Source organism: Streptomyces sp. NPDC005435, from assembly GCF_040703155.1.
In the GTDB taxonomy this organism is placed as follows: domain Bacteria; phylum Actinomycetota; class Actinomycetes; order Streptomycetales; family Streptomycetaceae; genus Streptomyces.
Map to the genome: position 1 here is coordinate 1 of NZ_JBEXEQ010000027.1, position 22,991 is coordinate 22,991.

The 22,991-nt window shown below is 72.1% G+C and carries 21 protein-coding genes and 2 pseudogenes; 10 read left to right on the top strand and 13 right to left on the bottom strand.

Going from position 1 to position 22,991, the window contains the following annotated elements; all coding sequences use genetic code 11:
• Positions 1-98: 98 nt before the first annotated feature.
• The gene (locus AB0898_RS28015) at positions 99-1,544 is read right to left on the bottom strand and encodes a sugar porter family MFS transporter (protein ID WP_366805793.1); all 1,446 of its coding nucleotides are present in this window, start codon (positions 1,542-1,544) and stop codon (positions 99-101) included.
• Between the two features lie 164 nt (positions 1,545-1,708).
• Positions 1,709-2,698: pseudogene (locus AB0898_RS28020) on the bottom strand (zinc-dependent alcohol dehydrogenase family protein); the annotation flags it as partial.
• 247 nt (positions 2,699-2,945) lie between these two features.
• Here AB0898_RS28020 and AB0898_RS28025 point away from each other — a divergent pair.
• The 3 genes from AB0898_RS28025 to AB0898_RS28035 all read left to right on the top strand — a co-directional run bounded on the left by AB0898_RS28025 (position 2,946) and on the right by AB0898_RS28035 (position 5,420).
• Positions 2,946-4,001: a LacI family DNA-binding transcriptional regulator gene (locus tag AB0898_RS28025; RefSeq protein ID WP_366805794.1), complete on the top strand. Its 1,056-nt coding sequence runs from the start codon at positions 2,946-2,948 to the stop codon at positions 3,999-4,001.
• A gap of 73 nt (positions 4,002-4,074) precedes the next feature.
• Positions 4,075-5,019 carry a carbohydrate kinase gene (locus AB0898_RS28030; protein WP_366805795.1) on the top strand — a complete coding sequence of 315 codons (945 nt, stop codon included), beginning with the start codon at positions 4,075-4,077 and terminating at the stop codon, positions 5,017-5,019.
• Between the two features lie 92 nt (positions 5,020-5,111).
• Positions 5,112-5,420 carry a hypothetical protein gene (locus AB0898_RS28035; protein WP_366805796.1) on the top strand — a complete coding sequence of 103 codons (309 nt, stop codon included), beginning with the start codon at positions 5,112-5,114 and terminating at the stop codon, positions 5,418-5,420.
• A 73-nt stretch (positions 5,421-5,493) separates the two neighbouring features.
• Here AB0898_RS28035 and AB0898_RS28040 read toward each other — a convergent pair.
• From AB0898_RS28040 to AB0898_RS28055, 4 genes and pseudogenes are all read right to left on the bottom strand, one after another.
• A pseudogene (locus AB0898_RS28040) lies at positions 5,494-6,186 on the bottom strand (serine hydrolase); the annotation flags it as partial.
• 338 nt (positions 6,187-6,524) lie between these two features.
• Complete coding sequence (locus AB0898_RS28045) at positions 6,525-6,824, bottom strand: putative quinol monooxygenase (protein WP_366805797.1); 300 nt, start codon at positions 6,822-6,824, stop codon at positions 6,525-6,527.
• A 106-nt stretch (positions 6,825-6,930) separates the two neighbouring features.
• Entirely contained in the window at positions 6,931-8,028 is a 1,098-nt protein-coding gene (locus AB0898_RS28050; protein WP_366805798.1) for a saccharopine dehydrogenase NADP-binding domain-containing protein, read from the bottom strand.
• 35 nt (positions 8,029-8,063) lie between these two features.
• Positions 8,064-8,768, bottom strand: coding sequence for a type 1 glutamine amidotransferase domain-containing protein (locus AB0898_RS28055; protein ID WP_366805799.1), 705 nt, complete (start codon positions 8,766-8,768; stop codon positions 8,064-8,066).
• A 201-nt stretch (positions 8,769-8,969) separates the two neighbouring features.
• On the opposite strand from AB0898_RS28055, the gene AB0898_RS28060 reads away from it, so the two are divergent.
• From AB0898_RS28060 to AB0898_RS28075, 4 genes are all read left to right on the top strand, one after another.
• Complete coding sequence (locus tag AB0898_RS28060; RefSeq protein WP_366805800.1) at positions 8,970-9,584, top strand: TetR family transcriptional regulator; 615 nt, start codon at positions 8,970-8,972, stop codon at positions 9,582-9,584.
• Positions 9,585-9,771: 187 nt separating this feature from the next.
• Positions 9,772-10,746, top strand: a complete 975-nt coding sequence (locus AB0898_RS28065; RefSeq protein ID WP_366805801.1) for an alpha/beta hydrolase — start codon at positions 9,772-9,774, stop codon at positions 10,744-10,746.
• A 90-nt stretch (positions 10,747-10,836) separates the two neighbouring features.
• Complete coding sequence (locus tag AB0898_RS28070; RefSeq protein ID WP_366805802.1) at positions 10,837-11,757, top strand: acetoacetate decarboxylase family protein; 921 nt, start codon at positions 10,837-10,839, stop codon at positions 11,755-11,757.
• A 14-nt stretch (positions 11,758-11,771) separates the two neighbouring features.
• Positions 11,772-13,364: a succinic semialdehyde dehydrogenase gene (locus AB0898_RS28075; RefSeq protein ID WP_366805803.1), complete on the top strand. Its 1,593-nt coding sequence runs from the start codon at positions 11,772-11,774 to the stop codon at positions 13,362-13,364.
• Between the two features lie 65 nt (positions 13,365-13,429).
• On the opposite strand, the gene AB0898_RS28080 is transcribed toward AB0898_RS28075, so the two are convergent.
• On the bottom strand, positions 13,430-14,674 hold the full coding sequence (locus AB0898_RS28080; protein ID WP_366805804.1) for an NADH:flavin oxidoreductase/NADH oxidase family protein: 1,245 nt from the start codon (positions 14,672-14,674) through the stop codon (positions 13,430-13,432).
• A 96-nt stretch (positions 14,675-14,770) separates the two neighbouring features.
• Between AB0898_RS28080 and AB0898_RS28085 the strand changes: the two genes are divergently transcribed.
• Both AB0898_RS28085 and AB0898_RS28090 read left to right on the top strand, forming a co-directional pair.
• Positions 14,771-15,382 carry a TetR/AcrR family transcriptional regulator gene (locus tag AB0898_RS28085; protein ID WP_366805805.1) on the top strand — a complete coding sequence of 204 codons (612 nt, stop codon included), beginning with the start codon at positions 14,771-14,773 and terminating at the stop codon, positions 15,380-15,382.
• A 119-nt stretch (positions 15,383-15,501) separates the two neighbouring features.
• Positions 15,502-16,461, top strand: a complete 960-nt coding sequence (locus AB0898_RS28090; protein ID WP_366805806.1) for an NAD(P)H-quinone oxidoreductase — start codon at positions 15,502-15,504, stop codon at positions 16,459-16,461.
• 66 nt (positions 16,462-16,527) lie between these two features.
• Here the strand turns inward: AB0898_RS28090 and AB0898_RS28095 are convergent, their stop codons facing one another.
• Positions 16,528-17,298 carry a methyltransferase domain-containing protein gene (locus AB0898_RS28095; RefSeq protein WP_366805807.1) on the bottom strand — a complete coding sequence of 257 codons (771 nt, stop codon included), beginning with the start codon at positions 17,296-17,298 and terminating at the stop codon, positions 16,528-16,530.
• A gap of 61 nt (positions 17,299-17,359) precedes the next feature.
• On the opposite strand from AB0898_RS28095, the gene AB0898_RS28100 reads away from it, so the two are divergent.
• Positions 17,360-17,770 carry a MerR family transcriptional regulator gene (locus AB0898_RS28100; RefSeq protein WP_366805808.1) on the top strand — a complete coding sequence of 137 codons (411 nt, stop codon included), beginning with the start codon at positions 17,360-17,362 and terminating at the stop codon, positions 17,768-17,770.
• Between the two features lie 57 nt (positions 17,771-17,827).
• Here the strand turns inward: AB0898_RS28100 and AB0898_RS28105 are convergent, their stop codons facing one another.
• The 5 genes from AB0898_RS28105 to rbsK form a co-directional block, all read right to left on the bottom strand.
• The gene (locus AB0898_RS28105; protein WP_366805809.1) at positions 17,828-18,835 is read right to left on the bottom strand and encodes a substrate-binding domain-containing protein; all 1,008 of its coding nucleotides are present in this window, start codon (positions 18,833-18,835) and stop codon (positions 17,828-17,830) included.
• Positions 18,836-18,905: 70 nt separating this feature from the next.
• Positions 18,906-19,940: an ABC transporter permease gene (locus AB0898_RS28110; protein ID WP_366805810.1), complete on the bottom strand. Its 1,035-nt coding sequence runs from the start codon at positions 19,938-19,940 to the stop codon at positions 18,906-18,908.
• Complete coding sequence (locus AB0898_RS28115; protein ID WP_366805811.1) at positions 19,937-21,433, bottom strand: sugar ABC transporter ATP-binding protein; 1,497 nt, start codon at positions 21,431-21,433, stop codon at positions 19,937-19,939. Before AB0898_RS28115 ends, AB0898_RS28110 begins: the two co-directional genes overlap by 4 nt.
• A gap of 10 nt (positions 21,434-21,443) precedes the next feature.
• Positions 21,444-21,848 (bottom strand): D-ribose pyranase, encoded by a 405-nt coding sequence (gene rbsD / locus AB0898_RS28120; protein WP_366805812.1) that lies wholly within the window; start codon positions 21,846-21,848, stop codon positions 21,444-21,446.
• Complete coding sequence (gene rbsK / locus AB0898_RS28125; RefSeq protein WP_366805813.1) at positions 21,845-22,861, bottom strand: ribokinase; 1,017 nt, start codon at positions 22,859-22,861, stop codon at positions 21,845-21,847. The genes rbsD and rbsK overlap by 4 nt, the downstream gene beginning before the upstream one ends.
• Between the last annotated feature and the right edge of the window lie 130 nt (positions 22,862-22,991).

The following is a 22,991-nucleotide window of genomic DNA, read 5'->3' on the forward strand; positions in this document are numbered from 1 at the left end:
CCCGCATCGGCAACCCCCGCGACATCTGCGTCGCCGACGTCCACCTGCCCGCCAGTCCCCGGCGCGACTCTCGTGTCACGCGATGCGACCGCGCCCGATCAGGACACCGACGCGGTCGGAGCGGACACCTCGTGCACCGAAACCCCCGTGTCCCCCCGCCGCAGCACCTCCCGCTCGATCTCCTCCAGCGACCGTCCCTTCGTCTCCGGCAGCAGTCGCTTGACGAAGACGCCGGACAGGAACGTCGTGACGGCGAAGATGACGAAGTTGGCGCCCGCTCCCCAGGCGTGCAGGAGGGAGGGGAAGACCAGTGCCACGGCCATGTTGAAGAGCCAGTTGAAGACGACGCACACGCCGACCGCGCCCGCGCGGATGCGGGTGGGGAACAGCTCGGGCAGCATCACCCACTGCACCGGACCCCAGGAGGCGGCGAAGGCGGCCACGTAGAGGGCGACGCCGAAGAGGGTGAGCGGCGCGAGGAGCGAACCGTGGCCCAGCGGGGTGAGGTTCACCGCGGCCAGGACGGCCATGCCCGCGCACATGCCGACCGAGCCCCACAGCAGGAGGGGACGGCGGCCGCGCCGGTCGATGAGGCGCATCGCGGGGAGCGTCATCAGCATGTTGACCAGGCCGATGCCGACGTTCGCGAGGATCGCGCCCTTGTCGCCGAAGCCGATGCTCGTGAGGAGCGTCGGGGCGTAGTAGATGATCGTGTTGATGCCGCCGAAGTTCTGGAAGAACACCAGCAGCAGACCGACGACCAGCATGGGCCGCAGGCGCGGGGACAGCAGGTCCCGCAGCGACAGCCGCTGCGTCGCCGCCCGCTCCTCCGCCAGCGTCTTCTCGATGTCGAGCAGCTCGGTACGGGCCGTCTCGTCGTCGCCGCGCAGGAGGGTCAGGGCGGCACGGGCGTCGTCCCGGCGGCCGCGCCCCACCAGCCAGCGGGGACTCTCCGGCTGGGTGAGGATGCCGAGGGCGAGGACGGCCGCGGGCAGGACGCCGAGCCCGATCATCCAGCGCCACGCGTGGGCCGGGGCCAGCGCGTAGTCGGTGAGATAGGCCAGGAAGATGCCCACGGTCACCAGGAGCTGCATCAGCGAGGCGAGGCCACCGCGCACCTCCATCGGCGCCAGCTCCGTCAGGTAGAGCGGGACCACGACCGAGGCGATACCCACGCCGACACCGATGAGCACCCGCGCGCCGATCAGGAGCGACGCGTCGGAGGAGAGCGCGGCACCGACCGTGCCCGCGATGAAGACGAGCGCCGCGCCCAGGATCAGCCGGCGCCTGCCCCACGCGTCGGAGAGCTTTCCGGCAAGACCGGCGCCCGCCATCGCGCCCACCAGGAGCCCGGAGACGATCAGGCCCTCCAGTAGAGGCGTCAGCTTGATGTCCTGGCGGATGAAGAGCATCGCACCGGAGATCACGCCCGTGTCGTAGCCCCACAGGATGCCGCCGAGGGCGCCGAACACCCAGATCAGGGCGTTGCGCAGCCGTGGGCGGCGCTGCGGGGCGGTCGCGGGCGCCGCCTCGGGCTCCGTCACGCCGTTCACGAGGCCGCGCCGGTGGCCGTGGCGGACGCGCCCGCGGTGGCCGCCTCGGCCGAGGCGAGCCGTCCGGCCGCCTCGACCGCCGTGGCCGTCGCCGACTCCGTGGCCGCCGCGACCTCCGCGGCGCCGACGGCCCCCGAGACACGCGGGTCGTCCAGCTGGGGCGCGAGGTGGATCTTCTGCCCCGCGCCGGCCCGGAAGAGCCGTACCGCCTCGTCGAAGTTCTCCAGCGGCAGCACGTCGCTGACCAGCGGTTCGAGGTCCAGTCCGCCGGCGAGGATCTCCACGGCCGGCTGGAAGCCGTTGTGCACCGCCATGGAGCCGATGATGTCGATCTCGCGGTTGTAGACCATGAACGGCGAGAACGAGGCCTTCTTGGCGGGGTCCGCGACGCCGAACTGCAGGAACGTGCCGCCCTTGCGGACGCGGCCCAGGCCGTCCTCGATGGCGGCGATGACACCGGTCGCGTCGATCACGACCTCGAAGCCCTGCTCCCGGCCGAGCTCGTCGGCGTTCGCGGCGGTGGCGTCGGCGCCCATGCGCTGGGCGAGCTCCAGCCGGCGGGTGTTCGGGTCGACGAGGGACACGGAGGCCGCGCCCGCGTCGGCGACCAGGGCCGCCATCATCAGGCCCATGGTCCCGGCGCCGTAGACGAGGTAGTGCTCACCGGGGCGCCGGGGGAGCCGGCTGAGGCCGTGTACGGCGCAGGACAGCGGCTCGACCAGACCGGCGGCGGCCTCGGACAGGCCCTCGGGCAGGACGTGGCAGCGGCCCGCGGGGACCGCGACGTACTCGGCGAAACCGCCGTTACGGGTCACGCCGACCGCGGTGTAGTGCTCGCAGAGGTTGCCGCGGCCGATCCGGCAGTAATGGCAGGCGCCGCACGGGGTGTTGGGATCCACGGCGACCCGCCGGCCGACGAGCGGGAGGCGCACGTCCCGGCCGGTCTCCACGACGACGCCGGTCAGCTCGTGGCCGGGCACGAGCGGGTAGCTCACGGACGGCAGCTCGCCGCCCAGGATGTGCATGTCCGTGCCGCAGAGGCCGCAGGAGCTGACGCGGACGACCACCTCCGAGGGACCGGGACTCGGATCGGGTATGGCGGTCAGCTCGGCGCTTCCCGGCTGGGTGACCACGACAGCGCGCATGGCGCCTCCTCACAGCGGTGTGCGGACGGATGTCCGAAGACGCGGGGAAACATAATCGCCACGTAAGCGCTTGCGCAAACGCTTACGTGTGACTTTTCATAGGTCTTCGACGTCTGTCTTCTCGACGGACGAGGTCTCATGGACGGACGGCCCGCATCGGCCCCGGTGCGCCCGCCGCCGTCCGGCCCCACCGTGGGCGGGCGAACACACGGCACGGGGCGGTACGGGGCACACGAAGGAGTACGGGATGCGGACGATGGCGGACGTGGCGAGGCACGCGGGTGTCTCGGTGGCCACGGTCTCCCACGTGCTGAACGCCACACGTCCGGTACGGCCCGCGACCCGTGACGCGGTGCTCCGCGCCATCGAGGAGCTGGGCTACATCCACAACTCCCTCGCGCGCTCCCTCGTCACCTCGCGCACCCACTCCGTGGGCCTGGCCGTCTCCGCGATCAGCAACCCGTACTTCACCGAGATCCTCCAGGGCGTCGAGGCCGAGGCGCTCGCCACCGGCTACGGACTGCTCATCGCCGACCCGCACGACGACCCCGCGCACGAGCTGAGCGTCGTCCGCATGCTCCACGAACGCCGCGTCGACGGCGTGATCATCGCCCCCTCCGCCGAACCCTCGGCCCTGCTCGACTACCTCGGCCGCGCCGCCGTCCCCGCCGTCTTCCTGGACCGCCTCGTCGACGAGTCCGACCAGCCGGCGTACGACCAGGTCTGCGCCGAGGGCGCCGCGCCCGTGCGCGCGCTGGTGGAACACCTCGCCGCGCTCGGCCACCGGCGGATCGCGCTGGTGGCGGGCCTCGCCGGGCTGAGTACGACGACGGAGCGGGTCGAGGGATACCGGGACGGGCTGCGCGCGGCCGGGCTCCCCTACGACCCCGGTCTGCTCGCGCACGGCAACTCCGCCTCCGAGGGCGCCCGTCTCGCGGCCGGACGCCTGCTGTCCGGCCCCGCCCGTCCCACCGCTCTCATCGCGGCGAACAACGCGATGACCATCGGCGCGCTCCAGGCACTCCGTGAAGCGCGGCTGCGTATCCCCGAGGACGTCGCGCTCGTCAGCTTCGACGACTTCGAGTGGGCGGACCTGTTCTCGCCCAGCCTCACGGCCGTCCGGCAGCCGAGCCGTGAACTCGGCGCGCTGGCACTGCGGTTGCTCCTGGAGCGGCTGGACGCACCGGAGCGCGCGGCGAGGACGGTCCGGCTGCCGTGCGCGGTGGTCCACCGGACGTCCTGCGGCTGCCCGCCGGGGGCCGGCGCCTTCGGGGGGTCCGACACCCCTGCCGCGTCGTCGTAGTCCCTTTTCCCGTAATCCAGTTGAAGCACTCCTCGCCCCGCCGCTCGACGGCGCACCGAAAGGAACCAGCACAGTGATCGTCGTCGCCGGCGAGGCCCTCATCGACCTCGTGCCCGCCCCCGCCGCTCTCTCCGGCCCCCTGCCGCAGCTCCTCCCGCAGCGGGGCGGCGGCCCGTACAACGTCGCCGTCGCGCTCGGCCGCCTCGGCTCCCCGACGTCCTTCTGCTCGCGCGTGTCCACGGACGCCTTCGGCGCCGCCCTGCTGTCGGGGCTGCGGGACGCGGGTGTCGGCACGGAACTGGTCCAGCGGGGCCCCGAGCCGACGACGCTGGCGGTGGCCGACGTGGGCAGTGACGGGTCGGCGGGCTACGGCTTCTACACCGAGGGCACCGCCGACCGCCTCTTCACCCTCCCGGCCGCGCTGCCCGAGGGCGCCACCGCCCTGTCCGTAGGCACCTGCTCGCTCGTACTGGAGCCGGGTGCGAGCGCGTACGAGGCGCTGCTGCGCCGGGAGTTCGAGAACGGTGTCTTCACCGCGCTCGACCCCAACATCCGGCCCGGCCTGATCGCGGACGCCGACGCGTACCGCGAGCGGTTCCTCTCCTGGCTGCCCCACGTCGCGCTGCTCAAGCTCTCCATCGAGGACGCGCTCTGGCTCGCGGACCTCGGCCCCGACGGCGACCTGGACGCGCGGCTGGCCGAGTGGCTGGAGTACGGTCCGGCGGCGATCGTCCTGACCCGGGGCGGCGACGGACTGAGCGTGTGGAGCCGGGGCGCGGGTCGGGTGAGCGTGCCGGGGACGAAGGTCACGGTGGTCGACACGATCGGAGCGGGCGACACGGTCAACGCGGCGCTGCTCCACCGGCTGCGGGAGATCGGCGCGCTGAGCCACGCGGCCGTCGCGGGCCTCGGTGCCGAGGTCTGGCGCGACGTCCTCGGCTTCGCGGCCCGCGCCGCCGCGCTGACCTGTTCCCGGTCGGGGGCGGAACCGCCGTACGCGTGGGAGCTGTCGGCCTGAGGCGCCTTGTGGGTGCGGGGCCGTGAACGGCCCTGCGGCGCAGCGAAGTTGTCGATTACATCTCTGGCGACGTCACTGTTTATGATCTTGCTGTGACTGTGCAGAACGCCGGCAAGACGCCGTCCCGCAAACAGCGACTCCAGGAGAAGCAGCGCCGCCAGCTCGCCGTGGTCGACACCGTCGACAAGGCCGAGGTCAAGCTGCGCAAGGCGGAAGCCGAACTCGCCCTGGCCGTCGCCGAGGCCGTCCAGGTCTTCGGCGACGAACACGCCGCCTCCCAGGGGCTCGACATGCCCGCCGAGGCGATACGTCGCTTCATCGACATCGCGGCCGCGGAGACGGCCGCGGCGGCCGAGGACGCGGCCGGTGGCGCGCCTGCCGAGCCCGACGCGGCCGGCTGAATCCGACGCGCGGTCCGGCGCGCGGTCCGAGGCGTGCCGGAGGGGTCCAGTCCCCGGCGCGGCCCCGCGATCCTCACTCGGAGGGGGGTGCGCCCTTCGTGCGCAGGTGGTCCAGGGCCAGCCGGGCCGCAGTGCCGAGGACGTCCTCGCGGGTGGGTGCCCCGAGCGTCAGCGGCCTGGTGAGGACGGCGATCGCGTACCGCCGCCCGTCGGGACAGGTGACCACGCCGACGTCGTTGCCGACGCCACCCGGCACCGTGCCCGACTTGGACGCGACCAGCACCTCCGGTCCGAAGCCGGTGGCGATCTTCCGGGTGAGCCGCTGCCGCCCCATCACCCGGCGCAGGTCTGAGCACGCTGCGGCAGGACCGGCCTCGTCCCGCCAGACCGCGCGGACCAGGGAGGCCAGGGCGTCGGCGGTCGCACTGCTGATCCGCCCCGGCCGCATCCCCGGCGACACCAGCATCCGCTGCCACATCGCCTCGCCCTCCTCCGGCGACGTGGCGTCCCGGATCGCGTCGGCCATCGCGTCCCAACCGGTGAATCCGGCGTCGCGGGCCGCGGTGCCGAGCTCGTGCCGGATCGTGCCCGGCAGGTGAAAGCCGGTGAAGCCCAGCCCGGTGAGGCGCGCTCTGACCCGTTCGATGCCGATCCGGCGTATCAGCACGTCGGTCGCGGTGTTGCCGCTGATGGTCGGCATCAGCCGGGCGAGATCCCGCAGCGAGATCTCCACCGGGTCCTCGGTGATGCAGAGCCCCTGGCCGCCCGGCGACGCTTCGGCCGGTGGGGTCCGGCTTCCCCTCCGCCGCCTGGCAGAAGAACTCCAGGCCGATGGTGATTTTGAACGTGGAGGCCGCCACCGCGAGCTCTCCGCCCGCCACCGACAGGCGTCCCGGCCCGTCGATCTCCAGCGCGCTCAGGCTTCCCCGGCAGCCGCCGGCCGTGAACACCTCGCCAATCGTCTCTTCGATCATCCGCTCACGGTGGTACCCGGCGACCGCGCCGGGCAGAGACGTTCACCGTGAGCGTGTCCGCTGTCGGCTTCATGGGCCGCCGTGTCCGCAGGACGGTCCGGGAGGACCCCCAGCCTGCCCGCAGTCGCGGTCAGACACCGAGACCGCCCGTGACGTGCGTCTCCTGACGGGTGAACTCACCTGTCAGCAGCGGCAAGACCTTGCTGATGGCAGCCTTCGCCTCGGGCAGTTGCAACGACGCGTCGTGATGCTCTTTGCTCTCCCACACCTCGCTCACCCACACGGTGTCTTCGTCGGTGGCCGATTCGGTCACGACGTAGAGATGGCATCCCGCTTCGCACAGACCATCAGTGCCGGCGACCAGTACGGCGACCACTTCCGCGCGGTGACCGGGTTTCACCTTCATCGAACCGATGTAGCCGTAGCGCATGTCACTCCTCTGAAGTCACGAACGAGACGCAGCGGTGTTGCGGACACCCGACGTCAATCTACGACCGACTTCTGACCAGCCACCAGCCACCAGCCACGACACCGGATCAGACCGGGACCAGCCCCAACTCCGCACAAGCATCCCGCAGCACCTCCAGCCCGAACGCCTCCACCGGTCCCACCACCCCCGCCACCGCACCGGCGCCAGAGGCGAGCCGCTTCGCCGCCCAGGCCATCAGTTCCCCCGTGAGGCTGTACGCGCTCGGGCCTTCGAGGTGGATCTCCGCGAGCGGAGTGGCGCCGGTCGACGCGACGGCGACGACGTAGGAGCGGGTGCGGGCGCGTTCCGTGGCGTCCGGGCCGCCGGGGGGTCCGAAGGTGAGGGGGAGGGTGAGGAGGTCGGTCAGGGGGCGGCCGCCGGGGAGGCGGACGAGGGTGTCGGCGGCGGCCGAGAACAGGGAGAGCGGGCGGCTGAGGGCGGGGAACCAGCCGTTGAACACCGTCACGTCGGACAGCGCGGGGAAGTCGCCCGGCAGGAACAGGACTTCCGTGCCGGAGACGAGGAAGGCGGACTTGTGGTGGCCCCGCACCGTGAACGCGCGGACCCGGGAAGCGGTGCGCTCCTCCGTCAGCCGGTGCCCGCGCCAGGTCGCCGACGGCAGGGTCAGCCCGTCGCGCATGGTCGTACGGGTGCCCTGGCTGATCCCCCGCCGGAGCGGGCCGGTCGCGAAGTAGCCGATGTCCAGGGCGCGTACGGCGTCACCGGCCTGACGAGCGGCCAGCGTTCCGGCGAGGATGCCCGGGACGTAGTCGTAGCCGAACGCCGGGACCATCACCGCGCCGGTCTCGCGGGCTCGCGGGCCGAACCTGTCGCGTACGGCGCGGACGAAGCCGACCTCCCCGGTGGAGTCGACGTAGTGGGCGCCGGCCTCCGCGGCGGCCTCGGCGACGGGGAGGCCGAGGCGTTCGAAGGGGCCGACGGTCGTGACGAGTACGTCCCCTCGGCTCAGCTGTCGTCGCAGGGCCCCGGAATCCGTGGCGTCCACCACCACGTGGTCGAGACCGCCGTTCCGCGAGGCGAGAGCCGTCAGCGCGGCGGCGTTGCGGCCGGCCGGAGTCGGCCGGACACCGCGGCGCAGAAGGGCGTCCAGGACCAGGCCGCCGGTGTAACCGGTGGCGCCCAGAAGGAGGATGCGGCTGCTCATCGGGGTGTGCTCCTCGGTTCGTACGACGGGCCGGCTCAGCGGTCGTTCAGGTCCGACACCAGCCGCTTGGCCAGCCGCTCGGAGGACATCGGGTTCTGGCCCGTGTAGAGGTTGCGGTCCACCACCACGAACGGCAGCAGCGGCAGCCGGGCCTTGACATAGTCCGCGCCCTCCTCGCGCAGCCGGTCCTCCAGCAGCCAAGGGGCCTTGCGGCCGAAGCTGTTGAGCTTCTCCTCGGTGTTGGACAGACCCGTCATCCGGTAGCCGGCGAACGGCCACGAGCCGTCCGCGTTCCGCGCCGCCAGCGTGGCCGCCGGGGCGTGGCACAGCAGGGCCAGCGGCCTGCCGGAGCGCAGGACGCGGGTGAGCAGGGCGCCCGAGACCTCGTCGTGCGCCAGGTCCTCCATCGGGCCGTGCCCGCCGGGGTAGAAGACCAGGTCGTAGTCGGCGGGGTCGATCTCGTCCAGCGGGCGCGGGGTGTCCAGCTCGGCCCGGATCGAGTCCAGGTACCGGCCGACCTCGCGCAGCTTGCCGGGCAGGCCCGCGGTGCGGGACATGCTCAGCCGGTCCAGCGTCGGGGGCTTGCCGCCCGGAGTGGCGATCGTGATCTCCCAGCCGGCCTCGCTGAAGATCTTGTGGGGCATGGCCAGTTCCTCGCCCCAGTAGCCCGAGGGGTGCTCGGTGCCGTCGTTCAGTGTCCAGCGGTCGGCCGCGGACACGACGAAGAGGACCTTGGTCATGGCTGTTTCTCCCTGCGTGATGACGACGTGCGGTGACGCCGTGCGATGACGACGCGTGGTGACGACGTGCGGTGACGAGCTGCGGCGGGCGCGCCCGGAGCGACGGGTACCCCACGCGCTGGTACCCCGGCCGCCCCACGCATAACACCGTACGCCACTTCTGGCACAGACTGCCAAGTCTGACACTGATAGCCTCTCGGTATGAGGGAGACCACCACGCCCGGCCTGCGTCTGCGAACCCGCCGGCTCGTCACGGAGGCCCTGGCCGACACGGCGCTGGAGCTGTTCGACGCCTCCGGCTTCGACCAGGTGACCGTCGCCGACATCGCCCGCGCGGCCGGGATCTCCCAGCGCAGCTTCTTCCGCTACTTCGGCAACAAGGAGGACGTCGTCTTCGGCGACCGCGTCCCCAGTGCCGAGGAGGTCCGCGACGAGCTGTGCCGGCACCTCGACGGGCAGCCGGCCTGGGACGCCCTGCGGGCCACCTTCGTCACGGCGGCCGGTCAGATGGACGCCGAGGCGGGACGCTGGAAGCGGGCGACCCGCGTCATCTGCCACACCCCCGCCCTGCGCGCCCGCTACCTGGAGAAGCACCTCGCCTGGACCGGGCTCCTCGTGCCGGAGATCGCCGAACGGCTGGAGCCCGGCGGTCCGGACGCCCGGCTGAAGGCGCGGACGATGGTCGGCGCCGCCCTGGCCTGCTTCGACGTCGCCCTGGAGCGCTGGAGCGACGACGGCGAGGACCGGACCCTGGCCGCGCTCGTCGGTGAGGTGTTCGGGTTCGTGCGCATCCCGCGGGCGCCGTCCGGCACCTGAACCGGGAGGGGCCCTCGGCGGCCGGTTGCGGTCCACGGCGGGGGCGCCAAACATGGACACGGGGATCTCCGGCGCGGTCGCACGTGTGGGTGATCTCCGCCTCGGGGTAGCCGTCACCCGCAGCGGCCGGACCGGCCGCGCGAGAACAGACGAGAACAGACTCGTGCGCCCATCCCAAGGAGTGGCCATGACCGACATCCCGCCGCCCGTCACCCCCTACCTCGAACCCGCCGCGAAGGAACTGGCCGAGGCGACCGATCCGCACCCCCGGATCTACGAGGTGCCGCCGGAGCAGGGCCGGGCCATCCTCGCCGACCTGCAGAGCGACACGAGCGTGCCCCGCCCGGAGGTCGACGAGGAATGGGTGGACGTGGACGCCGGCGAGTGGGGGACGGTGCGGACCCGCATCATCCGGCCCAAGGGCGTCACCGGCCCGCTGCCCGTGCTGTTCTACATCCACGGCGCCGGCTGGGTCTTCGGCGACGACAAGACCCACGACCGGCTCTTCCGTGAACTCACCGTCGGCGCGGGCGCCTCGGGTGTCTTCCCGGTGTACGACCGCGCGCCCGAGGCGAAGTACCCCACCCAGGTGGAGCAGAACTACGCCGTGGGCCAGTGGGTCCTCAAGCATGGCGCCGAGCACGGCCTCGACACCTCGCGCATCGCCGTCACCGGCGAGTCGGTCGGCGGTGACATGTCGGCGGTGTTCGCGCTGATGAACAAGGACCGCGGCGGCATCGACCTCAAGGCCCAGTGCCTGCTGTACCCGGTGACCGACGCCAACTTCGACACGCCGTCCTACCACCAGTTCGCCGAGGGCTACTACCTCACCCGCGACGCCATGAAGTGGTTCTGGGACGCCTACACCACCGACCCCGCCCAGCGCGCCGAGATCTACGCCTCCCCGCTCCAGGCGACCCTGGAGGAGCTCCAGGGGCTGCCGCCGACCCTGGTCATCACCGACGAGGCGGACGTGCTGCGTGACGAGGGTGAGAAGTACGCCAACAAGCTCCGCGAGGCGGGCAACGACGTCACCTCCGTGCGGGTCGCGGGCATGGTCCACGACTTCCTGCTCCTGGACAGCCTGCGCGACACGAAGGCGGCCGACATCGCCCGCAAGATCGCCATCGACTTCCTGGGTTCGGCGCTGCACGACGACTGAGGCGGCGGCGCGCCCGCATGTGTTGACGGTGCTTACATTGGTGGCTACGCTGATGTAATCACCGTCAACATGCGATTCGGGAGCCCCTCCATGCCCTCGTCCCAGCCCCAGCACGACACCGTCGAGGTGGACCTCGGCGGCCGCACGGTCACCGTCCCCAAGGGCGGCCTCTACGACCGCTACCGGATGGACACCGACCTCGACGAGGTCGCCCGCGACCCCCGCGTCAGCGGCGTGGACTTCTTCCGGAAGCTGCCGAAGACCAAGGTCGACTCGCCCATCGGCGAGACCCTCACCCCGAACTTCTACTACCGGATCTCCACCGCCCGGCTCACGATGCTCGCGCCCACCCGCGCCATCCGCTCCCGGCTGCCCCGCGAGCTGGCCCCGCTGGAGGTCGCGCCCGGGCTCGGCCTCGTCTCCGCGATGTTCTTCCGGTACGACGTCTGCGACATCGACTTCTACACCGAGGCCGCCGTCGGCATCGCCGTGAAGCCCGCCCGGCACGGAAAGCTCGGCTTCTTCGACCTCGTCGCCGCCCTCAAGAACGAGCACCTCGATTCGTACGTGCTCTCCCTGCCGGTGAGCACGGAGATCGCCCAGGTGCGCGGCCACGACGGCTACGGCTTCCCCAAGTGGGTCACCGGCCTGGACGTCGACATCGACGCCCACCGCACGACCGCGCGCGTGGCCAACGACGCGGGCGGCGTCGACCTCGCGCTCTCGGCGCCCACCCCGGCCCAGAACAGCCACCCGAGCGGCAAGCGGGTCACCTCCCTGACCTCGTACACCTCGATCGGCGGGGCGTGGCACTCGACCCTCAGCCAGACCAACGTGCTCTCGGCGGGCACCGCGCTCGTCCCGCGTGACCTCCAACTCACCGTGGGGGAAGGGCGGATGGCCGACGATCTGCGTTCGCTGAAGCCGATCCGGACCGTCCAGTTCGACGTCGTGACCGAGGGGCAGCTCGCGCTGCACATGCCGGTCCCGACCTCGGTCCGCAGCCGGTGAGCGAGGAGCCCGACATGATCACCACCCGCGCCAACACCCCGGCCACCTTCGCCCAGTTGCCCGCGTCCCTGACCCCGGACCGGATCGAGCGCCTGGCGGCACGCGTCACCGCCGCCCCCGACGCCGTACGCGTGACCACCACCGCCCCCTACACCGGCCTGCCCCTGGCCGACCTCCCGGTCTCCACGCCCGCCGACGTCGAGGACGCCTTCGCGCGCGCCAGGATCGCCCAACGCGCCTGGGCCGCAACGCCGTTGAGCCGCCGCAAGCAGATCCTGCTGCGCTTCCACGACCTCGTCCTCGCCCGCCAGGAAGAGGCGCTCGACCTGATGCAGGCCGAGAACGGCAAGACCCGCCGGGACGCGTTCCTCGAAGTCGTGGACATCGCCATCGTGTCCCGCTATTACGCCCGCAACGGCGCCCGGTACCTGGCGCCCAAGCGCCGCCGCGGCGCGATCCCGCTGCTCACCCACACCACCGAACTGCGCCACCCCAAGGGCGTCGTGGCGGTCATCTCGCCCTGGAACTACCCGCTCAGCATGGCCGCCAGCGACGCGATCGCCGCGCTCATGGCCGGCAACGCCGTCGTCCAGAAGCCGGACACCCAGACCGCGCTCACCGCGCTGTGGTCGCTGGAGCTGATGCGGGAGGCCGGACTGCCCTCCGGCGTCTGGCAGATGGTGATCGGACGGGGCAGTTCCATCGGCGGCGCGCTGATGAGCAACGCCGACTACATGATGTTCACCGGCTCCACCGCCAGCGGCCGCAAGATCGCGCGGGACGCGGGGGAGCGGCTCATCGGCGCCTCCCTCGAACTCGGCGGCAAGAACGCCATGCTGGTCCTCGACGACGCCGACATCGAGAAGGCCGCCGACGGCGCGATCGCCGCCTGCTTCCCCTCGGCCGGCCAACTCTGCGTCTCCATCGAGCGCTTGTACGTGGCCGAGTCCGTCCACGACGCGTTCGTGGCCGCGTTCGTCGCCCGCGCCGAACGGCTCAAGGTCGGCGGCGCGTACGACTTCGGCTGCGACGTCGGCAGCCTCACCACGCCCGCCCAGCTGAAGACCGTCACCGAGCACGTCGACGACGCCGTGGCCAAGGGGGCGACGGTCCTCGCGGGCGGCAGGGCGCGCCCGGACCTGGGGCCGCTGTTCTACGAGCCCACCATCCTCGCCGGCGTCACCCCCGACATGACGCTGTACGACCACGAGACCTTCGGACCCGTCGTGTCGGTCTACCCCGTCCGCGACGACAGCGAGGCGATCGCGCGGGCCAACGCCACGCCGTACGGCCTCAACGCCAGCGTCTGGTCCCGCAGTGCCTCGCGGGGCCGGGCCGTCGCCGCCCGGCTGCACGCGGGCACCGTCAACGTCAACGAGGCGTTCGCCGCCGCGTGGGGCAGCGTCGACGCGCCGATGGGCGGCATGGGCGACTCCGGGCTCGGCCGGCGCCACGGTGCCGAGGGCATCCTCAAGTACACGGAGGCCCAGACCGTGGCACACCAGCGCGTCCAGGGGTTCACCCCGCCGTCCGGCATCGCGCCCGAGACATGGGCCGCGCTGCTGACCGGGGCGCTGAAGGTGCTGAAGGCGATCGGCTCCCGTTGAACCGACGACGAGGCGGCGCGGCTCTGTTGGAGCCGCGCCGCCTCTGTCGTGCGCCGGGGTTCGCGCTACGCCGCGCGCCGCACCGTCTCCAGCCAGGTGCGGTAACGGCGCAGTGCCCGCCGCTGCTTGCGCCGCTCCGCGAGGAGGGCCACCGCCGGATGGGTGCCGGGCGTCGGGCGGCTGCCCCGGGCGATGCGGCGCATCTGGTGCCGTACCTGGGCCATGCCCGCCGCCGAGGCGAGCGCCTTGTCCGACCAGGTCACCGGCCGCAGCTGCCGCTCCGCCTCGCGCCCCGTCCGCCAGCGCCTGGGCAGGTCGGGCGTGACGGCGAGGGCGGTGCCCATGCCGACGACGGCCACGCCGCCGGCGAGGACCCGCTCGGCGGTCTCGCGCCGGGTGATGCCACCGGTGAGCATCAGCGGCAGCGGGCTGCTTCTGACCAGGTCCTTCGCCAGGTCGAGGAAGTACGCCTCGCGGGCCTGGGTGCGCGCGTCGGCCGGACGGCCGGACATCGCCGGGGACTCGTAGCTGCCGCCGGACAGTTCGACCAGGTCGACACCGAGCGGGGCGAGCATCCCGATCACCTGGCGCGCGTCGTCGGCGTCGAAGCCCCCGCGCTGGAAGTCGGCGGAGTTGAGCTTGACCGCGACCGCGAAGGAGGGCGAGACGGCGGCCCGTACGGCGCGGACGATGTCCAGCAGCATCCGGGCCCGGTTCTCCAGCGAGCCGCCCCACTGGTCGGTGCGCTTGTTGACCAGGGGCGACAGGAACTGCGAGAGCAGATAGCCGTGCGCGGCGTGGATCTCGACCCCGTCGAAGCCGGCCCGCTCGGCGCGCTGGGCGGTCACCGCGTACCGGGTGACGGTCTCGCCGATCTGCTCGGCGGTCATGGCGACCGGGCGGCCGAAACGGCTGCTGTGCTTGCCGAGGTCGACACCGACGGCGGACGGACCCCAGACGACGCCGGGCATGTCGGAGCCGATCTGCCGCCCGGGGTGGTTGATCTGCATCCAGATCTTCCCGCCCCCCGACTTGCCGGCCTTCGCCCACTCGGTGAACGGCTCCAGCGGCGCGGCCTCGTCGAGGACCACCCCGGCCGGACCGGTCAGCGCCTCGGCGTGGACCATGACGTTGCCGGTGATGAGCAGCCCGGCACCGCCCCCGGCCCAGCGCCGGTACAGCCCCAACAGTTCGTGGCCGGGCAACTGGCCGTCGGCCGCCATGTTCTCCTCCATGGCCGCCTTGGCGATCCGGTTGCCCAGTACCTGCCCGGAGTTCAGGGACAGCGGCGAGAAAAGCTCGCTGATCATCCTGCATTCCCCTCTCGATCTCGATCGCTTACAATGTGTGCAGCGTTCACATTAAGCCAGGAATGTAAGCGCCGTAAACTTCAAGGAGTGTGACCTATGCCGCAAGCGAGCAGCTCGTACCACCACGGCGATCTGCGCGCGGCCTGCCTGCGTGCCGCGCTGGGGCTGCTGGAGGAGGACGGCAGCGCCGGACTTTCGCTGCGGGCGGTGGCGCGGCGGGCGGGGGTGTCCGCGACGGCCCCCTACCGTCACTACGCGGACCGCGACGCGCTGGTCTCCGCCGTCGCCGCCGAGGGATACCGCGAACTCGCCGGAAAACTGGCCGCCGCGCACCCCGCGCCCGCGACCGCCGACGAACTGGCCTCGGTCGCCGTCGCGTACGTCCGGTTCGCGCTCGACCGGCCCGCGATGTTCCGGGTGATGTTCGCGGAGCCGTGCGACCCGAACAGCGAGGAGCGGGTCGCGGCGACCGCCGCCGTCTCCGGGTACGTCCACGCCGTCGTGCGCGGCGCCTTCCCCGGCGCCGCCGATCCGGAGGCCCTCGCGACCACGGTGTGGGCGCTCGTCCACGGTCTGGCCTTCCTGTGCCTGGACGGCAAGCTCGACTCCTCGACCCCCGAGGTGGTGGACGCCCAGGTTTGCGCGGCCGTGCGGGCGCTGTTCGCGGCGTCGGCGGCGATGGCTCCGCAGGGGGAGGCGCGCGTCTAGGACTCGCCTCATGTTGACAGTGCACACACTCGCGGCCTAATGTGTGTGCTGTAAACATCGAGCTCCCGGATGTGCGCCGATGCGTGCGCGGGAGTCCGCGGTTCTATGGACGGAGCGTCATGAAGGCAGTGTCGATCAAGGAGCCCGGCGGCCCCGAGGTCCTGGAGTGGACCGACGTCGAGGACCCGGCGCCCGCCGCCGGCGAGGTCGTCGTCGACGTCGTCGCCAGCGCCCTCAACCGGGCGGACGTCATGCAGCGCTGGGGTCTCTACCCCGTCCCGCCGGGCACCTCGCCCTACCCGGGACTTGAGGTCTCGGGCCGTATCAGCGCCCTCGGCGAGGGCGTGACCGGCTGGCAGGTGGGCGACGAGGTCTGCGCGCTGCTCACCGGAGGCGGCTACGCGCAGAAGGTCGCCGTGCCGGAAGGCCAACTGCTGCCCATTCCCAAGGGAGTTGGGCTGGCCGACGCGGCGGGGCTGCCCGAGGCGGTGGCGACGGTGTGGTCCAACATCGTCATGACCGCCGGACTCAAGAAGGGCGAGACCCTCCTCGTCCACGGCGGAGCCGGCGGCGTCGGCACCATGGCGATCCAGATCGCCAAGGCGCTCGGCGCCCGGGTCGTCACCACGGTCGGCGGCCCCGAAAAGGCCGCCCGCGCCCGGGAGTTGGGCGCCGACGTCACGATCGACCACCGCACCGAGGACTTCACCGAGCACGGCCCCTACGACGTCATCCTCGACGTCGTCGGCGGCAGCTACCTCGAACGCAACGTGCGCTCCCTCGCCCCCGACGGACGCCTGGTCGTCATCGGCCTCCAGGACGGTCTGGAGGCCAACCTCAACCTTGCGGAACTGGTCTTCAAGCGCGCCTCCGTGCACGGCACGACTCTGCGGACCCGGTCCAGGCAGCAGAAGGCCGCGATCGTCGCCCAGGTACGCGACCAGGTCTGGCCGATGATCGAGAACGGGACCGTACAACTCGTCATCGACCAGCGCCTCCCCATGTCCCAGGCCGCCGAGGCACACCGGCTCATGGAGGCCGGCGGGCACGTCGGCAAGATCCTGCTGGTGAACGAGTAGAGCGGGAGAGCGGGCCGTGGTCGCCCACACCGACCTGCCCGCCCGCCGCGTGCCTCCGGCTGCTCCTTAGGCGGAACCGGCGGCCACGAAGAACGGAACGGCGGTCAGGAAGCGGCCGGCCTCGGCGCGCCGGCGCTGTTCGGCGAGCCACTCGTCGGCCCGGTCACGGTCGACGGCGCCCTTCGCACAGGCCGCCTCGGCGAGCCTGGTGAGCAGCGACAGCATCGAGGGATCGGTGAACACGCTGGTGTGCGCCTCCACGGTGACATCGCCGAAGCCGCCGTCCAGGAGCAGGGCGCGGTACTGGCGGCCGGCGCGTGGCGTGCCGAGGAGGTCGGCGCGGGCGTGCACGATCGTGCGGGTGAGCGCCGCGTCGTCGGAGTCGATCATGATGGCGTCCCAGTCCTGTCCCACCAGGACGATCCTGCCGCCCGGGCACAGGACGCGCCGCGCCTCCGCCACCGCCCGCCCCGGCTCCCGAAGAACGTGGAAGACCCTTTCCGCACGGTAGCCGCGCACGCTCCCGTCGGCGAACGGCAGCTCCTCCGCCCCCGCCTCCAGGAACTCGCCCGCCGGCCACCGTTCCCGGGCCGTGGCCAGCATCCGCGGATCGGGGTCCACGCCCACCGCGTGGACGCCGCGCCCGGCCAGCTCGGCGACGGCGCGCCCGGCACCGCAGCCGACCTCCACGACGGTCGAGGCAGGGGCGAGGGACAGCAGTTCGTAGGAGCGGGCCCGCAGCAGGCCGGCGCCCGGCAGCCGGTCCGCGGCGTCGAGGACGGCCAGCAGGGCCTGGGTGTCGTGGTGCTCTTCCGGTGTTTCCTGGTCCTTGAACATGGACGCCAGGCTGCAACTTAATGTCGGCATGAAGTCAAGCGGAGACAATGGCGCGAGTCTCATGAGCATCGGCGCCCTCGCGGCACGGTTCGGTCTCGCCACGCACGTCCTGCGGCACTGGGAGTCGCGGGGCCTGCTGCACCCCGTACGGGACGCGGGCGGCCGCCGCCGCTACGGCGCGGGCGACCTCACCCGCGTGGCGACGATCCTCGTCTTCAAGGAGGCCGGCCTGAGCCTGGACACCATCAGGAACCTGTCCGCCACCGCCGGGCGGGCCGCACGGCAGGGGATCCTGCGTGCCGAGGCCGAAGAACTCCGATCGAGAATCGCCGCGGCCCGGGCCTCGCTGGAGCTCGTCGAGGGCGGCCTGAACTGCGCGTACGAGGACATCACCGAGTGCCCGAACTACCGGCGGCGCCTCGCCGAGCAGGTCGGCTCCCGGGGAGCGGCCGTGCGGCCGGGGAGCTCGTGAAACGCGGCGGTGGAGGCCCGGGCTCCGGACCTCCACCGTGAGACGACCGGGACCCGCTTACCGCAGCGCCGCCGGCACGTCCGCCGAGTCGCCGATGCCGACCAGGTACTGGGCGTACTCCTTCACCGTGGCCTTGGTGACCAGCTTGCCCTGGAGGGTCTCCGAGGCGCTGACCTTCTTGCCGTCGAGGACCTGGCCGGTGAGGCTGATGACCTTCTGGCCGAGGGCGTACGGCGACTCGGCGTTGGTGGCGTACATCGTGCCGGCCTGGATCGCGGCGAGGGCGTCGGCGATGCCGTCGTTGCCGACGAGCTTGACCTTCCCGGCGAGGTGGCGGGACTTGAGGGCGGCCAGGGCGCCCATCGCCATCTCGTCGTTGGCGGCGTAGACACCGTCGATGTCGGGGTGCGCCTGGAGGATGTTGGTCATCACGTCCAGCGCCTTGGCCCGGTCGAAGTCGGCCGCCTGCTTGGCGACGGTCTTGATCTTCGGGTACTTGGCGATCTCCTCCTCGAAGCCCTTGCTGCGGTCCTGGGCGACGTTGGTGCCGAGAAGGCCCTGAATCTCGACGATCGTGCCCTTCTCGCCGAGGGACTTGGCGAGCGCGTCGGCGGCGTTGCGGCCCGCCTGGATCGCGTCGTAGCCGATGAAGGACGACAGCTTGCCGCCCTCGGGCTTGCGGTCGAACGCCATGACCGGGATGCCCGCGCCGTTGGCCTGCTTGACCGACGCCGTCGCGGAGGTGCTGCTCACCGGGTCGATGATCAGCGCGCCGACCTGCTTGGAGACGGCGGTGGTGGCCAGGTTGAGCGCGGTGGAGTCGGAGTTGTTGGCGTTCTGCACGCTGAGCTTCACCCCGGACTTGGCCGCCTGGGACTTGGCGCCGTTGCCCACGCTCACGAAGAACGGGTTGTTCAGGGTGCTCATGATCAGGGTGGCGGTCTTCTTCCCCGACCCCTTGGCGGAGGCGGTGTCGGAGGCCGAGCCCCGGCTGCAGCCGGTCAGGGCGAGCGCGGTGACGGCGGCGAGCGCGGCGGCCGCCCTTACGGTGCGGGTGACGGACATGGTGCGGCTCCTTCAGGGGACGTGCGAGAGGACGTACGGGGGAATGCTCAGCGGGTGTCGCGGGGGGTGTTCAGGGGGTGTGGTGCGCGGTGGGGACGGGGGCCGCGGGGAGCGCGGTGTCCGGTGCCGCGGGTTCGGAGGGCACGGGCGGCTTGCGCCAGGCGACCATCGCCCGCAGGCCGTCCACGTTGCGGTCCAGGAAGACGGCCAGCAGGATGACCACGCCCTTGACCACGCTCTGCAGGAACGGCGACACGTCCAGCAGGTTCATCCCGTTGTCGATGACACCGAGGACCAGCGCGCCGATCAGGGTGCCGAGCAGCTTGCCCCGGCCGCCGGCGAGGCTGGTGCCGCCGATGATGACGGCGGCGATCGACTCCAGCTCCAGACCCGTACCGGCGGTCGGCTCGGCGGTGGAGAGCCGGGCCGTGAGGATGAAGCCGCCGAGCGCCGCCAGCAGTCCGCTGATCACGAAGGCGAGCACCTTGACCCGCTGGGTACGGATGCCCGAGAGCCGGGCGGCCTCCAGGTTGTCACCGGTCGCGTAGACGAAGCGGCCGAAGCCGGTGCGGGCGAGCAGCACGCCGAAGACCGCGTACCCGGCCACCATCAGCCACACGGGGAGCGGGATGCCGGCGACGTAGTCCTGCCCGATGCCCTGGAAGGCGTAGTCGTCGACACCGACCGGGTTGCCGTCGCTCAGCTGGAGCGTCAGCCCGGACAGGATGGACATCATCGCCAGCGTGGCGATGAAGGACGGCATCCGGGTCCGGGTGACCAGCAGCCCGTTGACCAGACCCGCGGCCGCGCCGACCCCGAGGCCGGCCGCCAGCGCGGGCAGCAGCCCGTGGTCGCGCAGGACGAGGGCGGTCACCACGGAGGAGAAGCCGAGGACGGCGCCGACCGAGAGGTCGATCTCCGCCAGGACGATGACGTACGTCTGCCCGATCGCCAGCAGCGCGACCACCGAGGTGGCGAGGCCGACGTTCAGCAGATTGGTGCTGGTCAGGAAGACCGGCGAGGCGATGCTCAGGACCACGCCCACCAGCAACAGCATCCATACCGCCCGCAGTTGGCGGCCCACGGATTTCAGTACGGAGGTCATGCGGCACCCACCAATGCGTGTTCCAGGACGGACTGCTCGCTCAGGCGGTCGCCGGACATCTCGGCCACCACCCGCCCCTGGCGCATGACGACCGCGCGGTCCGACATGGCGACGAGCTCGGGGAGGTCGGAACTCACCAGGACGACGGCCACGCCGTCCGCCGTGAGCTGGTTGATGATGCGGTAGATCTCGGTCTTGGCCCCGACGTCCACCCCTCGGGTCGGCTCGTCCATGAGCAGCACCCGGGGACCGGTCAGGACCCACTTGGCGAACAGCGCCTTCTGCTGGTTGCCGCCGGACAGCGAGGTGACCGCGGCCTCCGGGGAGGCGGTCCGCACGCGCAGCCGGGACATGACCTCGCCGGTGGCCTCCCGCTCCCGGGCCCGGCGTACGAGATCGCCCGGCCCGGTGTGCCTGCGCAGCGTGGCCAGCGAGACATTGGCCTCCACGGACAGGTCAGGGCACAGACCCTCCGCCTGCCGGTCGGGGGTGACGTAGGCGATGCGGGCGGCGATGGCGTCCCGGACATGGCGCAGCCGCACCGGCCGGCCGTCGACCTCGACCGTGCCGGAGGTGAGCGGCTCCAGGCCGAACAGCGCGCGCAGCAGACTGCTCCGGCCGCAGCCGACCACACCGCCGATGCCCAGCACCTCCCCGGCACGGACCTCCAGATCGACCCCGTGGAAGACGCTCCCGGAGCCGCCCCGGACCCGCAGGACGGTCTCCTCCCCGGAGTTGCGCTCCTTGGGGTAGAAGTCGTCCACCGCGTTGCCGACCATCGCCGCGACGACCTGCGCCGGGCCGGTCTCGGCGATCGGCGAGTCCAGCGCGACCAGACCGTCCCGCAGGACCACGATCCGGTCGGCCAGCTCGAAGATCTCGTCCAGGCGGTGGCTGATGTAGACGATGGACACGCCCTCGTCCCTCAACCGCTTCACCTGCTCGAAGAGTTGCTCGGACTCGCGCTCGTCGAGCGCCGCCGTCGGCTCGTCCAGGATGAGCAGCCGCAGCTCGTGCGAGGTGGCCTTGGCGATCTCGACCATCTGCTGCTCGGCGACACCGAGCGTGCCCACGGGGGCGAGCACGTCGATGCCGTCCATGCCGAGCGCGGCGAGGGCCGACCGTGCCTCCTCGGCCATCCGCTTCCGGGAGACCAGCAGCCGCCCGAACCGCCGGTCGCGGTCGAGGACATGGATGTTCTCGGCGACGCTCAGATGCGGGAAGAGGTTCTGCCGGAACTCCTGGTAGATGACCTCGATGCCCCGGGCCATCGCCCCTTGCGGGTTCTTGAACGTCACCGGCTCGCCGTCGATGACGACCTGCCCCGAGTCCGGCTGGTGCGCGCCCGAGATGACCCGGGTGAGCGTGGACTTCCCGGCCCCGTTCTCCCCGGCCAGGGCGACGACCTCGCCCGGACCGACCTCGAAGGTGACACCGCGCAGCACACTGTTCTCGCCGAAGGACTTGGTGACGTCCTCAAGTCGTAGCCTCATGCCTGGCTCCTCAGTACACGACGCCCGCCGTGAGCAGCACGTTCGCGTACGGGGTGAACTCCCCGGAGCGAACGGCGGCCCGTGCGGAGGCGGTCGCCTGCTTGAAGGTGGTGTGGGGGACGAAGCGCAGGGCCACGCCCTGTGCGGCCAGCCGCTTCTCTATCTCGGCGAGCATCCCGGGGCTCGCCTCCTTGATCTCCTCCGACAGCAGCACGTCCTCCACCGCGACCTCGGCCAGGACCACGTCCAGCAGCTCCAGGAAGCGCGGCAGGTTCTCGGCTATGGCCAGGTCCACCCGCTCCACGCCGGGTGGGATCGGCAGGCCCGCGTCGGTGACGACGAGCTGATCGGTGTGGCCCAGCTCGGAGATGACCCGGGCCAGCTGCCCGTTGAGCGTTCCGTTGTTGCGCCTCACGAGGCGGCTCCTTCCAGGTCGGTCGCGGCGCCGGCGGAGGCCGGGCCGGTGGTGGGGTCGGCGTCGGCGGTGGCCGGGCCGTGGTCGGTGTCGGCGGTGGCGAGCAGGGCGTCGACCGCGGCCAGGCCGGGCAGCGAGGGGCTCGCTCCGGGACGGGTGGTGGCCAGGGCACCGGCCGCCATGCCGCGTCGTACGGCGGTGTCGGTGTCCAGCCCCGCCGCGAGGGCCGCGCCGAACGCGCCGGTGAAGGCGTCCCCGGCCGCCGTGGTGTCGACGGGGGTGACCGGGAAGGCCGGGAAGTGCCGGACCGCGTCTGCGGTGACCGAGACCGCGCCGGCCCCGCCGAGCGTGATCAGCGCGTGCCGTACGCCCCGGTCGAGGAACCAGCGGGCCGCCCGCTCGGCGGACTCGGGGCCGTCCACGTCGACGCCGGTCAGCGCGGCTGCCTCGCTCTCGTTCGGGGTGACGACGTCCACGTACTGCCAGATGTCGTCGGGCAGTTGCTGCGCGGGCGCCGGATCGAGCACCACGGTGAACCCGGCCTCGGCACCGGCCCGCGCGGCATGGCGGGTGACCTCGGCCCGTACCTCCAGCTGCAGCAGCAGGACGCGAGTGCGGTCCCGGGTCGCGGCGATGCTCTCGTCCACCATCTCGGGCGTGAGCGAGGCGTTGGCCAGCGGGGTGATGACGATGTCGTTCTCGCCGGAGGCGTCGACGCGGATGTGGGCGACCCCGGTGCGCCCGGGAACCGTACGCACCTCCGAGGTCTCGACGCCGTGGGCGCGCAGGCCGTCCAGCGCGAGGTCCCGGAAGAGGTCCTCGCCGACGCAGCCGGCCATCCAGGTCGGCGCGCCCGAACGGGCGGCGGCGACGGCCTGGTTGGCGCCCTTGCCGCCGAGGACGAGGGTGAAGTCGTCCCCCAGCACGGTTTCGCCGGGGCGCGGCAGCCGCTGCGTGAACGCGGTGACGTCCGCGGTGATGCTGCCGACGACGAGAACACCGGTCCGGGTCATCGCGGTCTTCCTCCTGTTTGGGGCATGGGTGTTTTTGGCATGGCCGGGGGAGGGGCATGGCGGAAGTGCCCTTGCCCTCAGGGGTGTTGTTGCTGTCTGTGTCTACGGCGGCGGTACGGCCCGGCGCCGG

Coding starts and splice junctions, on each gene's coding strand:
- AB0898_RS28025 (WP_366805794.1), top strand. CDS start 2,946: ATGCGGACGATGGCGGACGTGGCGAGGCACGCGGGTGTCTCGGTGGCC.
- AB0898_RS28045 (WP_366805797.1), bottom strand. CDS start 6,824: ATGCGCTACGGCTACATCGGTTCGATGAAGGTGAAACCCGGTCACCGC.
- AB0898_RS28050 (WP_366805798.1), bottom strand. CDS start 8,028: ATGAGCAGCCGCATCCTCCTTCTGGGCGCCACCGGTTACACCGGCGGC.
- AB0898_RS28055 (WP_366805799.1), bottom strand. CDS start 8,768: ATGACCAAGGTCCTCTTCGTCGTGTCCGCGGCCGACCGCTGGACACTG.
- AB0898_RS28060 (WP_366805800.1), top strand. CDS start 8,970: ATGAGGGAGACCACCACGCCCGGCCTGCGTCTGCGAACCCGCCGGCTC.
- AB0898_RS28065 (WP_366805801.1), top strand. CDS start 9,772: ATGACCGACATCCCGCCGCCCGTCACCCCCTACCTCGAACCCGCCGCG.
- AB0898_RS28070 (WP_366805802.1), top strand. CDS start 10,837: ATGCCCTCGTCCCAGCCCCAGCACGACACCGTCGAGGTGGACCTCGGC.
- AB0898_RS28075 (WP_366805803.1), top strand. CDS start 11,772: ATGATCACCACCCGCGCCAACACCCCGGCCACCTTCGCCCAGTTGCCC.
- AB0898_RS28080 (WP_366805804.1), bottom strand. CDS start 14,674: ATGATCAGCGAGCTTTTCTCGCCGCTGTCCCTGAACTCCGGGCAGGTA.
- AB0898_RS28085 (WP_366805805.1), top strand. CDS start 14,771: ATGCCGCAAGCGAGCAGCTCGTACCACCACGGCGATCTGCGCGCGGCC.
- AB0898_RS28090 (WP_366805806.1), top strand. CDS start 15,502: ATGAAGGCAGTGTCGATCAAGGAGCCCGGCGGCCCCGAGGTCCTGGAG.
- AB0898_RS28095 (WP_366805807.1), bottom strand. CDS start 17,298: ATGTTCAAGGACCAGGAAACACCGGAAGAGCACCACGACACCCAGGCC.
- AB0898_RS28100 (WP_366805808.1), top strand. CDS start 17,360: ATGAGCATCGGCGCCCTCGCGGCACGGTTCGGTCTCGCCACGCACGTC.
- AB0898_RS28105 (WP_366805809.1), bottom strand. CDS start 18,835: ATGTCCGTCACCCGCACCGTAAGGGCGGCCGCCGCGCTCGCCGCCGTC.
- AB0898_RS28110 (WP_366805810.1), bottom strand. CDS start 19,940: ATGACCTCCGTACTGAAATCCGTGGGCCGCCAACTGCGGGCGGTATGG.
- AB0898_RS28115 (WP_366805811.1), bottom strand. CDS start 21,433: ATGAGGCTACGACTTGAGGACGTCACCAAGTCCTTCGGCGAGAACAGT.
- rbsK (WP_366805813.1), bottom strand. CDS start 22,861: ATGACCCGGACCGGTGTTCTCGTCGTCGGCAGCATCACCGCGGACGTC.